This window comes from Cytophagaceae bacterium ABcell3 (assembly GCA_030913385.1).
Lineage (GTDB): Bacteria > Bacteroidota > Bacteroidia > Cytophagales > Cytophagaceae > ABcell3.
In genome coordinates this window covers 2834559-2849833 of record CP133159.1, presented here as the reverse complement: position 1 = coordinate 2849833, position 15275 = coordinate 2834559, and the positions used below count along the sequence as shown (strand labels likewise).

At 39.2% G+C, this 15275-nt stretch carries 13 protein-coding genes; 7 read left to right on the top strand and 6 right to left on the bottom strand.

The window, feature by feature from the left end; genetic code table 11:
- The first annotated feature begins 89 nt into the window (after positions 1 to 89).
- The gene (locus RCC89_11655) at positions 90 to 2330 is read left to right on the top strand and encodes a glycoside hydrolase family 3 N-terminal domain-containing protein (GenBank protein WMJ73810.1); all 2241 of its coding nucleotides are present in this window, start codon (positions 90 to 92) and stop codon (positions 2328 to 2330) included.
- A gap of 177 nt (positions 2331 to 2507) precedes the next feature.
- Here RCC89_11655 and RCC89_11650 read toward each other — a convergent pair whose 3' ends face one another.
- Entirely contained in the window at positions 2508 to 2885 is a 378-nt protein-coding gene (locus RCC89_11650) for a hypothetical protein (protein WMJ73809.1), read from the bottom strand.
- Between the two features lie 130 nt (positions 2886 to 3015).
- The gene (locus RCC89_11645; GenBank protein WMJ73808.1) at positions 3016 to 4290 is read right to left on the bottom strand and encodes an acetyl-CoA hydrolase/transferase C-terminal domain-containing protein; all 1275 of its coding nucleotides are present in this window, start codon (positions 4288 to 4290) and stop codon (positions 3016 to 3018) included.
- A 287-nt stretch (positions 4291 to 4577) separates the two neighbouring features.
- Here RCC89_11645 and RCC89_11640 point away from each other — a divergent pair, with 287 nt between their 5' ends.
- Positions 4578 to 5714 (top strand): ATP-binding protein, encoded by a 1137-nt coding sequence (locus RCC89_11640; GenBank protein WMJ73807.1) that lies wholly within the window; start codon positions 4578 to 4580, stop codon positions 5712 to 5714.
- A gap of 127 nt (positions 5715 to 5841) precedes the next feature.
- On the opposite strand, the gene RCC89_11635 is transcribed toward RCC89_11640, so the two are convergent.
- The 3 genes from RCC89_11635 to RCC89_11625 all read right to left on the bottom strand — a co-directional run bounded on the left by RCC89_11635 (position 5842) and on the right by RCC89_11625 (position 9444).
- Positions 5842 to 6621 carry a hypothetical protein gene (locus tag RCC89_11635; GenBank protein ID WMJ73806.1) on the bottom strand — a complete coding sequence of 260 codons (780 nt, stop codon included), beginning with the start codon at positions 6619 to 6621 and terminating at the stop codon, positions 5842 to 5844.
- 67 nt (positions 6622 to 6688) lie between these two features.
- A complete protein-coding gene (locus tag RCC89_11630) occupies positions 6689 to 7753 on the bottom strand; it encodes a type IX secretion system membrane protein PorP/SprF (protein WMJ73805.1) in 1065 nt (354 codons plus the stop codon).
- On the bottom strand, positions 7750 to 9444 hold the full coding sequence (locus tag RCC89_11625; GenBank protein ID WMJ73804.1) for a gliding motility-associated C-terminal domain-containing protein: 1695 nt from the start codon (positions 9442 to 9444) through the stop codon (positions 7750 to 7752). The genes RCC89_11630 and RCC89_11625 overlap by 4 nt, the downstream gene beginning before the upstream one ends.
- 175 nt (positions 9445 to 9619) lie before the next feature.
- Here RCC89_11625 and RCC89_11620 point away from each other — a divergent pair, with 175 nt between their 5' ends.
- The 4 genes from RCC89_11620 (at position 9620) to RCC89_11605 (ending at position 13403) form a co-directional block, all read left to right on the top strand.
- Entirely contained in the window at positions 9620 to 10099 is a 480-nt protein-coding gene (locus RCC89_11620) for a gluconokinase (GenBank protein WMJ73803.1), read from the top strand.
- A complete protein-coding gene (gene gndA / locus RCC89_11615) occupies positions 10096 to 11511 on the top strand; it encodes an NADP-dependent phosphogluconate dehydrogenase (GenBank protein ID WMJ73802.1) in 1416 nt (471 codons plus the stop codon). The genes RCC89_11620 and gndA overlap by 4 nt, the downstream gene beginning before the upstream one ends.
- Before the next feature lie 13 nt (positions 11512 to 11524).
- Positions 11525 to 12868: a gluconate:H+ symporter gene (locus RCC89_11610; GenBank protein WMJ73801.1), complete on the top strand. Its 1344-nt coding sequence runs from the start codon at positions 11525 to 11527 to the stop codon at positions 12866 to 12868.
- Positions 12869 to 12968: 100 nt separating this feature from the next.
- Complete coding sequence (locus tag RCC89_11605) at positions 12969 to 13403, top strand: nucleoside deaminase (protein WMJ73800.1); 435 nt, start codon at positions 12969 to 12971, stop codon at positions 13401 to 13403.
- Positions 13404 to 13504: 101 nt separating this feature from the next.
- Here RCC89_11605 and RCC89_11600 read toward each other — a convergent pair whose 3' ends face one another.
- A complete protein-coding gene (locus tag RCC89_11600; protein ID WMJ73799.1) occupies positions 13505 to 13714 on the bottom strand; it encodes a hypothetical protein in 210 nt (69 codons plus the stop codon).
- Between the two features lie 188 nt (positions 13715 to 13902).
- Here RCC89_11600 and RCC89_11595 point away from each other — a divergent pair, with 188 nt between their 5' ends.
- Positions 13903 to 15207 carry a hypothetical protein gene (locus RCC89_11595; protein ID WMJ73798.1) on the top strand — a complete coding sequence of 435 codons (1305 nt, stop codon included), beginning with the start codon at positions 13903 to 13905 and terminating at the stop codon, positions 15205 to 15207.
- The last annotated feature ends 68 nt before the right edge of the window (positions 15208 to 15275 follow it).

The window sequence follows — 15275 nt, the reverse complement described above, 5'->3', positions numbered from 1 at the left end:
AAAATCAATCAAAAAGAATGATATTATCCATCTTTTTTAGACTTGATTTATATATTTTTGGAGTTAATACCGTATATATATTATAAAATATGCTCTCCAGAACACTTTTCTTCCTCATAGTACTTTCCACAGGCTTGCTAGTCAGTTGCAGTAGCGAACAAAACAATGACCCTGTGGAAAACTTGCTTTCCCAAATGACCCTTGAAGAGAAAATTGGGCAAATGACCCAATTAAATATTACCACTATCATGTCAGATTCCATACAGGAACACTATGACTCCGTTACCACTTTTGTACTCGACACCAATAAACTTATCGATTTTGTAAAGAACCACCATGTAGGTTCATTTCTCAATGGCCGCGGCGTAGATCCTGAAAACTGGTTTGAATATATAAATGGTCTTCAACGGACCAACATGAAACACTCGAGGCTCAAAATTCCTATTATCTATGGAGTAGATCATGTTCATGGCAGTAGCTATTTAAATGGTGGTACGATTTTCCCTCACAACATTAATTTAGCAGCCACATTCGACACTACATTTGCCTATGAAACCGGTAAAATAACGGTTATAGAAACTGCTGACTTAGGACATAGCTGGTTGTTTGCACCAGTCCTGGACCTAGGAAGAAATAAATTTTGGGGAAGGTATTATGAAACTTTTGGTGAAGATCCAATGGTAACAGCAGAGTTTGGAACTGCATTCGTCAACGGTATCCAAAACTGTCAAGAAGCAGCCCCATATAAGGTAGCAGCCTGCGCCAAACATTTTATAGGATATTCAGACCCTAAGTCAGGCTGGGACCGCTCACCAGCCGAAATTCCGGATCAGGCACTTAGAGAGTTTTTCCTTCCAGCATTTCAAAAAGCTATTAATGCAGGCGTCAAAACTGTTATGATAAACAGCGGGGAAATAAATGGGATTCCCGTACATGCCAATAAAGAAATTTTAACCGGATTGCTTAGAAAAGAGCTGGGCTTCGAAGGGGTGGCGGTTACAGACTGGCTAGACATCATTGCGCTAGAAAAAATGCATTTTGTCGCTGAAAATGAAAAAGAGGCCACTTTTTTGGCTATAGATGCAGGTATTGACATGTCTATGGTGCCTTACTCCACCAGCTTTTGTAAATACTTAAAGGAATTAGTAGAAGAAGGCAGGATATCAGAGGAAAGAATTGATCAGTCGGTCAGGAGAATATTAAAACTAAAGATGGACTTGGGCTTATTCGACAATCCATATCCTAGAAATGACCGTTTTGAAAGAATTGGAGCCGAAGAACACAAAAAAGTAGCCCTTAATGCCGCCAGGGAATCTATTGTTCTGGTGAAAAATGAGAAAAATGTACTACCACTTCAAAAAGATATAAAAAAAATAGTTTTGGCAGGGCCTAATGCCGATAGGAAGGTCCCTCTTTGTGGGGGCTGGACGTACAGATTTGCTCCTCAGAGCGATATATGGTTCCCAAAGGATATGCCCACCATTTATTCTGCCCTAACTAAAGAGTTGGAAAACACTACAGTAGAACTTGCTGAACTTTCAACACTCAGCAATAAGGCCGTAGACGCAGACGTAGTTATACTAGCTTTGGGAGAAGAAACAGCTTATGCAGAAACCGATGGAAGCATAGATGACCTTGAGCTTCCTGAACATCAAATAGCTTTAGCAAAGGAAGCTTTTATGACCGGTAAGCCTGTCATATTATTACTTACCGAAGGGCGTCCTTTAATTATACATAAAATTGCAGACCGTTGCGATGGGATCATCTTTGCCGGTCTACCAGGCAATGAAGGGGCAACAGCCATTGCTGAAATTATTAGCGGCAATATAAACCCTTCGGGAAAAATGTCATTCACTTATCCATGGAAACAAGGCCACGTTATTCCTTATAACCATAAGCGTAGCGAATTTTCGGAGTTACGTCCTGTTAGTGAGGATTTGCAAAGGTATAGCCTCATAGATTTTGGACAGGGCTTAAGCTATACAAACTTTGAATACTCAGACATTACCATAAGCGACACAGTAGTTTCTGTTAATTCTACCGTAAAGTGCCAGGTTACTGTTACGAATACAGGCAACAGAGTTGGTAAAGAGTCTGTCCTTTGGTTTGTAAGTGATGAGGTTGCCAGTATTACACGCCCTATAAAAGAGTTAAAACATTTTGAAAAGCAGCAGCTAAAGCCAGGGGAAAGCAAGACATTTACATTTGCTGTAAACCCATGGAAGCATTTGAGTTTCCCAGACAAACATGGGGACAAGAGATTAGAAGAGGGGTATTTTACAATTTCTACAGGAGAACAAACAAAAAGATTTAAGCTAGAGCTGCAATAAGGCTTGGCCAAAAGAAGTATTGGAGTTGCTCTTTTACGCCCTACCAGCACCAACGGTTGTAAAACATTACTGCCCGAATATATATTCAGGCAGTAATTCTAAATAGCTTGGTGCTTTTTGTATTTTAAGAATCAATCACGATCTACTCATTTTGGTATGGTTGCCACTTACGGAAGTCTAATGCATTACCATTGCCCCTCTCCTTATCCAGGAAACAGCTTCATCCATGCCTGTGAAAACCTTCAAAGGAAGGGCTGGTTTATGGACACGGACAAAGAAGTTAATTAGTAACTTTTGAATGTTACCCTTTACTATAAATGCACTCGACTTAATTCCTCTAACGCCGTCATAAGTGGACAAATACTCCCTTGCTTCTTTGGTGATCACCTTTAGGTTCCTGCAATCAATGACAACAGCATAACACTTTCCCTTAGAAAACCTATGTCTATCAGCAACCACACTTTTTGCAACAGCCAAATCAATTACAAAACCAGGCTTATAAAAACAGAACAAAAGTCCATCCTCTATTTCATATTTTGCATATTCACTTTCCATCTTGAATTATACTGGATAAAAAAGCTTGCGGTATAAAGTTCTATACTAAAAAAGTAGTAGAGAAACTTTTACACTAATTAGAAAGTGCTAAATATACAAAACTTGCAGTATCAAGAACCAATTAACATTATTAAAGTTTTCCAAAACGTTCAAAAACAGCTTTCTCCAAGGCTTCTCTATGGTCAGGGTGTGCAATACTGATAAGTAACTCGGCACGTTGTCTTAACGACTTTCCATATAAATCTACAACTCCGTATTCCGTAACTATATAGTGTACATTAGCCCGTGTAGTAACTACACCTGCCCCTTGTTTCAGATAAGGTACAATTTTACTTACGCCCTTAGAGGTAACAGATGGCATAGCAATAATAGGTTTACCTCCGTCAACATACGATGCACCACGAATAAAGTCTATTTGCCCCCCAACCCCTGAATAATGTTTGGTACCTATAGAGTCAGAACACACCTGGCCAGTAATATCTATTTCAATGGCGCTATTGATAGCTGTCATTTTATGGTTTTTCCTAATGATGGACACGTCATTAACAAAGTTCACTTCCATCATTAACACCTGAGGGTTTTCATTAATAAAGTCATAGGTTTTGTTGGTACCCATGACAAAAGTGCTGACAATTCTATTTGGGTAAACCGTTTTTTCAGAACCAGTAACCACACCTTTCTCCACAAGAGGAATTAATCCATCAGAAAACATTTCTGTATGAATACCCAAGTTTTTATGGTTATCCAAATGGCTAAGGACAGCATTAGGAATAGCACCAATTCCCATTTGCAAGGTAGCACCATCCTCAATGAGTGAAGCTACATGATAACCAATCTGTTTTTCTATATCGGTAGGCGGTGCAGGAGGCACCTCGTGAAGCGGGCACTCATGATCAACTAAAATATCAAAGTTCCTAACATGCATCAATGCATCGCCATAGGTACGTGGCATTTTAGGGTTTACTTGGGCTATAACAACTTTTGCCATTTCTACTGCTGCCTTACTGGCATCAACAGAAGTACCCAATGAACAGTAACCAAATCTGTCAGGCGGGGATATTTGTACAAGTGCAACATCTAAAGGAAGTACGTTTTTCCTAAAAAGGCCAGGTGTCTCAGAAAGAAAGACAGGAATATAGTCTGCACGACCCTCTTGGGTAGCTTTACGAACATTTTCCCCCACAAATAATGAATGAAGCCTAAAAGTATCGGCATTTTCATGTTGAACATAAGGTGCATTCCCTTCTGTATGTAAATGCACAACCTCCACTTTTTCCAACTCATGCGCCCGTGCTGTCATGGCCTCTGTCAAGATTTGTGGTGCTGCAGCAACACTATGAACAAATACCCGGTCTCCAGATTTAATTACTTTTACGGCTTCCTCCGCTGTAATATTCTTAGGCATAACTTTTAAAAATTTATTATATTATATATATGCAAATAACCTTCAAATTGTTAGAAGAAATTATGATATTTCTCAATCAAATAGTTATTCCTGACCGTTGCTATCATCATATTTTTTTTCATTGAAATATTTTTTTCTGACAATAATACCAATTGGTTTATTCTTAGTATACTAGCAGCAAATTTTACCATATCAGAAACTTGAACTTTTATAAAGGCATCTACTTTGTGGAAAGAACAAAAATTTAAACAATTTGTATTATACATAATGTATAATAGTAAAACTTTATGAGTGTAAATAAAAATCCATTTTTTCTAACCGGCTACCATGGCCCAAACTTCTTCTGTGACCGAAAGCAAGAGACAGAAAGGTTAACTTCAAACTTGCTCAATGGAGTGAATTCTACCCTGTTGTCAATAAGGCGAATGGGAAAGACAGGATTGATACACCATTGTTTTCACCTCTTAAACAAAAATTCAAAAGTAAAACCTGTTTACATAGATATTTACTCTACTCAAAACTTTAAAGAATTTACCAATACAGTAGCAGCAGCAGTAGTTCAAGCTTTTCCTGAGTCAAATCCTATAGGGAAGAAATTGATGAAATTAATAAAAAGTTTTCGCCCTATTATAAGTTTTGACCCTCTCACAGGCCTACCGGAAATAAACTTAGAGTTTTCCCGGTCAGGAGACTATGAACAATCTTTAACAGGTATATTAAGTTTTTTAGAACAGCAAAAAATAGAGGTTCTTATTGCTTTTGATGAATTTCAGCAAATTGCAACTTATCCAGAGCGCAATATTGAAGCTTTTCTTAGAACATTGATCCAACCCTTAAAAAATGTCCACTTTATCTTTAGCGGCAGCAACAAACACCTTCTGTCTGAAATGTTCAATGACAGTAAAAGGCCTTTTTTCTCTAGCACACAAGCTGTTTATCTTGAACCTATTCCCCATCAAGAATACTTTGCTTACATACTGGAAAAGTTCAAGCAAAATAAAAGAAAAATAGACGACGATTCAATCAATTTCATATTGGACTTTTCCAAACTACATACATATTATACCCAAGTTATCTGTAACCGTTTGTTTGCATGTGGAGAAAGCAAAATTAATTTGGAAACAACCAAGCTAAAATGCAGTGAAATACTCAAAGAGCAAGAGTATATATTCTACCAATACCGCAGCCTTTTGACCAACATTCAATGGAACTTGTTAAAAGCAATAGCAAAAACAGATAAAGTATACCATCCGACTTCAAGTGATTTTTTAAAGATATTCAAGGTAGGCACAGCCACTAATGTACAAAGGGCATTAGAAGCGCTTTTAAATAAAGAAATGATATACAAAGATATGGATGGACAAGGTCAATATTACAGAGTATATGACTGTTTTTTATCCAGGTGGTTGGAACAACAAAACTAAGAGAACAGAAAGCTCCCAAGTTCTCTTAGCCCCCCTTACTATACTTTTATCATGTGCTTGAATAAATAGAAAATGCCCTAGATTCCTAAAGAACCTAGGGCATTTATTTACACAACTTAATTATGCATTAGTGATTAATTGGAATAGTTATTCCTCCATCACCGTCATCTCCTGATCCACTGTCGCCTGATCCACCATCACCGTCACCATCATCATCTGATCCACCGTCGCCAGATCCAGACCCATCAGAACTTCCAGATCCTCCCCCACTACCAGATCCAGAACCTGTTCCAGAGCCACCAGTTCCAGTACCATCATTAGATCCGGAATCATCATTAGAACTTTCACATATACAATAATCAGAATACGTCGCCCAGCTACCTCCGTCTGAAATTGGACTTCCAGCACTCCAAGCAGTTTCCGCTTGTTTTACTTCACCATTGTCACCTAACAATACAGCTTCTGCATGAGCTGCTATAACAATACATTCATCAGCAGGCAATGAACTTCTTGGAATCGTGTATGTATAATTTGCAACAGCAGGATCATGAGGGGTACTATTTGGGAAGTGACCAATCCTAGGGTTACCAGAACTATTAACAGGCATATCACCACGAGGCCCAACATAAAGGTGCGTATGCTTTACAGCCCAGCCATCTTTAGTATTAAAAGAAACATATATATTTTCCTGATCATTTGAAACCGTAACATCTCCTATAAGGATATGCTGCCCGGCATAAAGGTCAAATACAGAAGCAGGGCAAGAAGGGTCGCCATGATGATCAAATTCAGCAGACGTTCCTGATGCGCTACTTTGGCTAGAGGAAGGCCTCACGTCGTCTCTATCTTTCTTGCAACCTGCAAGAAGAAAAAACAAAAGCATTGATGAGAGTATAATTTTTTTCATATTGTTGTTCCTTTCGTGTAATATTTTATAAAAATAATATAACTAATTTAAAGTTAAAAGTCAAACACTAGAAACCTTTAGAGTTCCATTTATGTTTTTTACTTCTTTTAAAATCTGGACATGATGGTTTTCGCACATGCTTGGGAGGCTTCTTCCCCTTATTGCGTGGCCAATCCATACAAAACTTGTATAACAAGCTTATTTCGTGACTACCCCAGGTATTTCTTATATGTAAACGGGAAATGGTATAATCGTAGCTATAAATTATTGAAAAATCTTCGTATTGAACACCTACCTGCATAGAGATGGCATCATTGTTAGGGATATTCTCATCGACCTTAAAAGGAATCCCCCTGTACCACACACCCGCCATCAAGTAAGATTTTATGACATAAACCCCTAGATCAAATTGATCAAATTCGGCTTGTCTCTTGTACATAAAGGTGGGTATTATATATACCCAATTATCTTTTTGGTATGATCCATTCTTATGTATAAAATTATAGCCGCCATGCACGGAATATTTTATGGGCAACCTGCTTTCCGGCAAAAAAAACGCCTGCTCGGGCCTGGTTAGGTGATGTGCAGAAAAACCTAACCAATAAGTGTCTTCTCCATAAATTAACAATCCAGCAGATACGTCGCCATAGTTTACATTCGTATGGTCCCTGGCAGGGTCATTGGTGGTTGGGTCCACGATAGTCGTACCCCTAAATTGGTCTTCAAAAATAAGTCTGCTATAATCTAAGCCCCTCGAAGCAAATGTCCCTTGTAAGCCGAATCGAAAATTCAAGTTTCGGTTTACAGGAGCCAGAAAACTATAAAAAAGGCTAATTTCACTTGAAGACATTCGCGGTGTACCTATTTGATCATACAGCGCCATTAAACCAAACCCACTTCTTATATCAGGCATATTCATGTCCACAAACATAGAGCCGGTATTAAAAGCGCCACCAGGCAAACCTACCCACTGTGTACGTGCATTGAAGCCAGCACGAATACAATCTCCTGAACCAGCCATGGCAGGGTTTAACAACAAGGGAGCTGCATAATATTGCGAAAACTGTGGATCTTGAGCAAAGGCAGTTTGTTGAATAAACAACAGGACGATATATAATGCTTTTCTACTCATCGTACCAAAGTTACATCGCCTACCCGCTGATGTTTTACCATATTTCCGTTCTCATCAGGGCACTCCCAGTCCAATATAAAGGGATAAACTCCCACAGGCGCTTCAACACCCCGATAGATGCCGTCCCACCTTTTTTCTATTTCGAAAGTCCTAAAAATAACTTCGCCCCACCGGTTAAATATCTTCAGTTCAACCTTCGGGGCATACCCTAGTATTCCTATATCGTCATTAATACCGTCGCCATTAGGGGAAAAAGCATTGGGAAACTCAATACCGCAATCATAACAGTCCTCTACATTAAACAATACAGTGTCCAACACCAAGTCACTGTACCACCACGTATTAATGGTTTCCTGTCTATAGTACGCACTTTCATCATCTATAGCACCTCTGTATTCCCAGCGGTGACAGCCCGTTTCAACAGAGAGGCATCCACTTAAGTTGACCAATGGATCTCCTAAAGTATTCCCATCTACAATATATTCATCATCCCAAAAAAGCAAAGGAGGTTCACTATTTTCAGGCCTAATAATGTTAACTTTATACCCGTTCCGGTTGTGCTCTACATCATATAATGGCTTATGGGTAATTCCAAATCCAAAAGAAGCAATTACCCGGTATTGACCATCATCCACTGGGTTTCCAAAACTATCATTTCCATCCCACTCAATGCAATTTTGTCCACCATCAGGATAATGCTCTCCAAAATATACCTCACCAATACCGGCATCATACACACCATTATTATTAAAGTCAATAAACCCGGATATGTACCCTCCCGTGCTGGTGGTAAATTCCATACAATATTCCGTAGTAGTACACTCCACTCGCTTAACCTCTGCACTCATTTCTGCAAAAACCGGATTGACAGGGTATAAAGACTCGTCAGGAGGATTAAGAAACACCTCAAACTCAGGAAGCATATAGTTTCCAATTTTACTTTTCCTGTCCTCCAAAAAGTCGCCAGTATAATCTGTCCCTACAGAGTTAAGTACTACCACAAAAACAAAAGGCTCCATGCCATTAAAGTCTACTTCATATACAGCACTCCCCCCATCATAAGGGTACATTTTGCCCCAAAAGCCATTATCAAAACGTTCAGTGGTTATTTGCCAAGCCTGACTGTGCAGCCTACCAGGGATAGGATTGTTGTTTGCATCAGCCACAGTAATATCAAAAAGGTGAATATTTAAACGTATCATCCACTCCCCGTTTACCAGCATAGGGTCAGGGTTGAATTCTATATAATAATCGCCGGTTTCCGGCAAGTTATCAAGCATAATGGCATCGAAACCGTCTGGATTTCCTAGTTCGACAGGACCAGCCACCGCCTGTTCATAAGTAGCCACATGCCCTTCCTCGCCTGGTGCAGGTATGACACTTTCATAAATAGTAACATCAGATGGAGTCCTTATCCGGAAAGGAACATTGGGAACAAAAGGGCCATCGTCTAGTGGTATATGAAGCCCCTGTTTGTTATTAAGGCCAATGTAGATTTTCTCATCTAAAGACCCTATCCTGATTTTAATACGATTTTCCACTGGGGCATCATACATACCAAACTCGGTAAACCCGCCTTGGTTGTACAACACAAGGTTTCCATGATGCGATTCATTAGGACGAAGTTCTTTTGTTCCTTCTGCCAACAAAAGACATGGACATAACAACAAAAGAAGTAAGTTTTTGACCATACAGAAGCCTAAATATAAATATTTTAAAGCCTAAAGTTCTACAAATATAAATTAAGAAAGAAAAATTATAATTATTTTTTATTCAAATTCTACGAAAAGCATTAAAACAAGTTCCCCCTATACTGAATTATTTAATCAAATTATCCTCATATCTATATTTTGCATAAATTCGCTTATGATAATCATAGTAATGGGTATATCTGGGTGTGGCAAAAGTACCATCGGCAGGTTATTGGCCCGTCGGCTTCACTTGCCTTTTTATGATGCAGACGACTACCATCCTGAACAGAATATAGCAAAAATGAAGAATGGGATACCTTTGACGGATGAAGACCGGCAACCATGGCTAGAGCAACTGGCTGCCCTTACGGAACAATGGGAGAAAAACAAAGGCGCCATACTAGCTTGTTCTGCCCTAAAGGAAAAGTATCGTCAGTTGTTACAAAAAAACGTAGTAGCGCAGTGGGTATATTTAGAGGGAGACCCTGAAACAATACACTTAAGATGTAAAGACCGCAAGGGACATTTTATGCCTGCCAGTCTCATTCAATCACAATATGACACTTTGGAAAAACCTGCATATGGTATACACCTGGACATAAAACTTTCGCCAGAAGACTTGGTTGAAAAAGTGATTAAAGAATTAAACTTATGAAAAAAACTTCAGCAATTGGCATTATAGGAATGGGCACTATGGGTAAAAGCCTTGCCCTCAATTTAGCCACCAAAAATATTGCTGTTTCTATATATAATAGACATGTAGCAGGTAAAGAAGAAGGTATTGCCCAGAAGGTGCTTGAGGACAACCCAGAGCTTAAAGTACTATCTGGCTTTGACAACCTTGCAAATTTTGTAAGCTCCCTTGAAAGCCCACGAAAAATATTGCTCATGATTCCGGCAGGAAGTGCCGTGGATCAACAGATAGAAGCACTAATCCCCCACCTTTCACCAGGTGATTTGGTTATTGACGGCGGAAATTCATTTTACAAGGACTCTTCAAGAAGGTTCCATATGCTTGCTGAGAAGAAAATTAACTTTATCGGAGCAGGAATCTCTGGTGGCGAAGAAGGTGCCAGGAAAGGCCCCTCCATAATGCCAGGTGGGTCCAGGGAAGGCTTTGAGCTGATAAGTCCATACTTGTACAAGCTATCCGCGACTGACAAAAACGGTATGCCATGCACTGCCTGGATAGGCCCTGAAGGAGCTGGACATTTTGTAAAAATGATCCACAATAGTATAGAGTACAGCGAAATGCAGGCTATAGCAGAGGTTTACTATTTACTTAACAACTATCTTGAACATACGCCTGAAGAAATAGCCAACACTTTTGGTCAATGGTGCAAAAATGGCGCCTCAGGATACTTGCTGGAAATAACGGTAAAGATCCTACAAAAAAGAGAAGGGAACACGTTCTTACTAGACCTTATCTTAGACCAGGCAGAGCAAAAAGGTACCGGTAGCTGGTCTGTAAACACTGCACTGGAAAATGGCGTACCTTACGGACCATTGGCAGAGGCGGTAATGGCAAGAAACTTGTCTGCTATGAAAGCGCAAAGGGTAGCAGCGTCCAACATATATACCCGACAAAAAAAAGTTTTAAGTTCTGAAAAGCAAGCATTCTCCCAACTGTTGTTTGAAGCATATCAATTTACCCGAGTTATTAACCATGCCGTTGGGTTTGGCTTAATCCATGAGGTGTCAAAGAAAAACAAATGGCAGGTAGACTTAAGCGAAGTTGCAAGGATTTGGACCAATGGATGTATTATCCGTTCCTCCTTCATGGAAGACTTAGTAACTATTTTCAAAGAAAGTGATGAACTGTTGCTAGCTCCAGGCTTAGTTCCAAAAGTAAAAATGTGGGAAAAATCTGCCAGAGCGTCTGTAGCACAGGGACTATCCAATGGCTATCCCCTACCGGTAATGTCCGCGGCATTAAACTATTTTCTAGGATACATTACAGCAGACTCACCAGCTAACTTAACTCAAGCGCAAAGGGATTATTTTGGTGCACATACTTACAGACGAAAAGATAAACCTTTAGACCAGTACTTTCATACCCTTTGGTAGACCAATTATTGAAATGGATTACTCCTTACTTTTCGCAGTTCTTACAGGCATTACACTGTTACTCATACTTATCCTGTACTTTAAGTTACAGGCTTTTCTTTCCCTATTAATATCTAGCATAGCAGTTGGCTTATTAGCAGGCATTCCTGGCCCTCAAATCATATCCAGTATGCAAGAAGGTATGGCAGGAACCTTGGGGTTTATAGCCATAGTCGTAGGTCTAGGAGCTTTATTTGGAGGCATTTTAGAAAATTCTGGAGGAGTGCATTCGTTAGCAAACTATTTAATAAACAAGTCTGGTCAAGAAAAAACACCCTTAGTCTTAATGGTAACGGGTTTTCTTATCAGTATTCCAGTATTTTTTGATGTGGCCTTTGTGATTTTAGCCCCTGTGGTGTACGCTCTTCAAAGAAAAACAGGCAAACCCTTACTTTACTTTGGTGTACCCTTACTAGCAGGTCTGGCTGTTACACATGCTTTTATTCCCCCTACACCGGGACCAGTTGCCGTTGCAGACATACTTCAGGCCGACCTAGGTTTGGTAATTATTTCAGGACTTATAGCAGGCATTCCCGCTGCTTTATTAGCAGGCCCGTTGTTTGGAAAGTTTATTGCAAAGAGAATTAAAAACATAGCCCCTCCAACTACATCAACAAGCGTAGACACAGCTACCCTTCCCTCTCCCAAACAGATAACAGTTATTATTGGTCTCCCCATTTTTTTAATCCTTACCAACACCGTAGTAAATACTTTTCAGGACTCTTTACAACTGAGTTCCCTAGCTCTAAACACCCTAACGACTGTAGGACACCCGTTCATAGCACTGCTTTTAGCTAATCTTGCAGCCTGGTATTTTTTAGGAATAAAAAGAGGACAATCCAGAAAACAACTATTACAATTAAGCAACAGGTCTCTTGAACCTGCCGGTATAATAATCCTGATAACTGGTGCAGGAGGTGTGTTCAAACAAATGTTAACAGATACTGGGGCAGGAAAAATGTTAGCTATGACATTGGCTGACCAAGGTTTGTCAATCATGTTTTTTGCCTTCCTCTCTGCCGCTGTCATCAGGATATTACAAGGGTCATCTACAGTGGCCATGATAACGGCTGCCGGATTAACTGCTTCATTGCTGGAAGGTACCATCTATTCTGATATGCAAAAAGCACTATTGGTTATTGCTATAGCTTCAGGAGCTTCCATAATGTCACATGTGAATGATAGTGGCTTTTGGTTGGTAAGCAAGTATTATGGACTCAACGAAAAGCAGACTTTGCAAAGCTGGACAATTATGACAACCATTATCGCTTTTACTGGTTTTACAACAGTATTTATCATTTCTTTAATAATTCAATAAGAATTATGCCATAGTAACTTGTATGAACGGCAATTAAACCTTCGTCAATTGTTTGTCTCAACAGAAAACTTAGGGTATAATTCTGTTAAAAAATATTGGTATGGATGTATTTATGAAAGCGGCCATTGAGCAGGCCAAAAAAAGCCTTAACGAAGGCGGTATCCCTATTGGGTCTGTATTGGTCAAAAACAATGAAATTATATCAAAGGGACATAATAAGCGGGTACAGGAAAACAACCCGATTTTACATGGTGAAATGGACTGCTTGAATAATGCTGGACGTATAGGCAGTTATAAAGACACAGTCATTTACTCTACCTTAATGCCATGCTATATGTGCGCCGGAACCATAGTCCAGTTTAAAATACCCAAAGTTATAGTAGGTGAGTCACAAACATTTTCCGGTGCCAGGGCGTTTATGGAATCTCATGGTGTGGAGGTAGTAGATTTAAACCTTCCAGAATGTATAGACATGATGCAAAAGTTTATAGAAAATAAACCTGCACTATGGAATGAAGACATTATGGAAGATTAGATTCATCAGCCGTGGTAACGTCTGATCCAAGCAACGACCTGACCACAAAAATTGAATTAGCAGGTAACTAATATATACATGGTGGTAGAATTCAAGACAAGTCAAAATCCAATTTTTTGCCTGTCTTCTTTCTTACTCAGAGCAAAACTTACGTACTGAAAGTCTCCGACAACAGTAATCGATGGATTTTTTTCTAAAAGATTATAATCTTGAGAAAGCTCTTCTACCATTTTTGATATATCTATTTGACAAACAGCATTATCGTCAAAAACAAGAGGGAACTTTTTTGTATAAAGTATTATATTTTTCATAGAGTTACAAGTTTAAAATAGCTTCTTAATGAAAATTTAGTCAACAAGGTTTTATAAAAAAGTACATTACTTGACAAAAAGTTATTGAATATTAATATTCTTTGAGTAAATTAGACTCTCTTTAGAATAATATTTATTAAAAAACTAACTATTGTACAAAATTTTACAAAAATTAAATAAGTATAGTTATGGCAAGACCTCCTAAAATAAAAGGTCCAAGACCTGTTGTCAGAAAGGTTGTAAAGAAAACTGTCAAGAAAAACCCAGAAGCTTCTGATTCCGTTGCAAAGAAGCCGGATCCTGCTCCCCAGAGCACCCCAGTTTCTAAACCAGAGGTAAAAAAAGAGCCTCAAGTTGCCAAACCAGCGGAACAACCGGTTCAGGAGTCTAAGGCTACAGAACCGAAGGCACCGGCTCCAGCCACTCCACCAGCAGCAAAGTCAGAACCTATTGCCAAAGCTGAACCTACGCCTGCGGCTGCAAAAACTGAAACAAAAGCAGAAGTCAAAGCAGAACCGAAGGCTCCTACAAAAAAAGAGGAGTTAAAGTCTAAAGCGAAAAAAGAAAGACCTGCAAAACCAGAAAAAGAAAAAACCAAAAGAAGTGGTACCGGAGCCATTATAGTATTAAGTCTATTGGTTCTAGGTTTAGGAGGTGTTATAGGCTTCTTGTTATTTGAAAAACAGGAAACAGAAACAGTACTTGCACAGGAAGAGCAAAAGTCAGCATCATACAAATCTGATGTTAAAAACAAGCTGGATGAAATATCCCGTCTACAGGACAGCATCAAGATGGTTATTAGAGAAAAAGAAGCGCTAGGCATGGAGTTGGCAGAGGAAAGACAGAAATTAGCCCAACTTGATGAGCTAAAAGCTGAAATCCAAAACAAAAACATCTCGATCAGGAGCCTGAACAATAAACTGGCAAACTATCAGAAGAACTACAATGTAGCACAGGCCAACATGTCATCTCTAGAAGAGGAAAACCAAAAACTAAAAGCGTTAAAAGACACTTTAGAAGCTAGAATGGCAGCACAAAATGACTCTATTAAAGCTTTGGCTGAAGTTAAAACAGAACTTTCTGAAAAAGTCGCTGTAGCATCCGCACTAAAGGCTGAAAATATCGATGTTGCTGTTTTTAATACAGCAGGAAAAGAAGTGAAGCCTGGTTCTATCAAATCACAGTATATTAAAAGAGTGAAGGCTTCATTGACATTAGCTGAGAACAAAGTGGCGCAGCCAGGCAAAAAGGACATTTACATGCGACTAATTGAACCAGGAGGAATAACCTTGTTTACCGGTCAAAAGTCCTTCGAAGTTGACGGAAGGGAGTTGGTTTACACAGACAAGCAAACCATTGACTTTGACAACACCAACCAAACCATTACTTTCTACTACGATAAAGGCAGTAAATATAAGCCTGGCACCTACAGAATTGAGTTCTACTCAGAAGGCCAGAAAGTTGGTGACGGGAAAATGGTTCTTAAAAAATAATACATAAACTTGCTTAACTATAAAAAGGCGCACTTTCCAAAGCTGCGCCTTTTTTTTTCTGCATAGGC

Bases quoted from the DNA above. Each gene is read 5' to 3' on its own strand.
- RCC89_11645 (WMJ73808.1), bottom strand. From the start codon at position 4,290: ATGCCTAAGAATATTACAGCGGAGGAAGCCGTAAAAGTAATTAAATCT.
- RCC89_11625 (WMJ73804.1), bottom strand. From the start codon at position 9,444: ATGGTCAAAAACTTACTTCTTTTGTTGTTATGTCCATGTCTTTTGTTG.
- RCC89_11600 (WMJ73799.1), bottom strand. From the start codon at position 13,714: ATGAAAAATATAATACTTTATACAAAAAAGTTCCCTCTTGTTTTTGAC.
- RCC89_11650 (WMJ73809.1), bottom strand. From the start codon at position 2,885: ATGGAAAGTGAATATGCAAAATATGAAATAGAGGATGGACTTTTGTTC.
- RCC89_11655 (WMJ73810.1), top strand. From the start codon at position 90: ATGCTCTCCAGAACACTTTTCTTCCTCATAGTACTTTCCACAGGCTTG.
- RCC89_11640 (WMJ73807.1), top strand. From the start codon at position 4,578: ATGAGTGTAAATAAAAATCCATTTTTTCTAACCGGCTACCATGGCCCA.
- RCC89_11610 (WMJ73801.1), top strand. From the start codon at position 11,525: ATGGATTACTCCTTACTTTTCGCAGTTCTTACAGGCATTACACTGTTA.
- RCC89_11605 (WMJ73800.1), top strand. From the start codon at position 12,969: ATGGATGTATTTATGAAAGCGGCCATTGAGCAGGCCAAAAAAAGCCTT.
- gndA (WMJ73802.1), top strand. From the start codon at position 10,096: ATGAAAAAAACTTCAGCAATTGGCATTATAGGAATGGGCACTATGGGT.
- RCC89_11595 (WMJ73798.1), top strand. From the start codon at position 13,903: ATGGCAAGACCTCCTAAAATAAAAGGTCCAAGACCTGTTGTCAGAAAG.
- RCC89_11630 (WMJ73805.1), bottom strand. From the start codon at position 7,753: ATGAGTAGAAAAGCATTATATATCGTCCTGTTGTTTATTCAACAAACT.
- RCC89_11620 (WMJ73803.1), top strand. From the start codon at position 9,620: ATGATAATCATAGTAATGGGTATATCTGGGTGTGGCAAAAGTACCATC.
- RCC89_11635 (WMJ73806.1), bottom strand. From the start codon at position 6,621: ATGAAAAAAATTATACTCTCATCAATGCTTTTGTTTTTTCTTCTTGCA.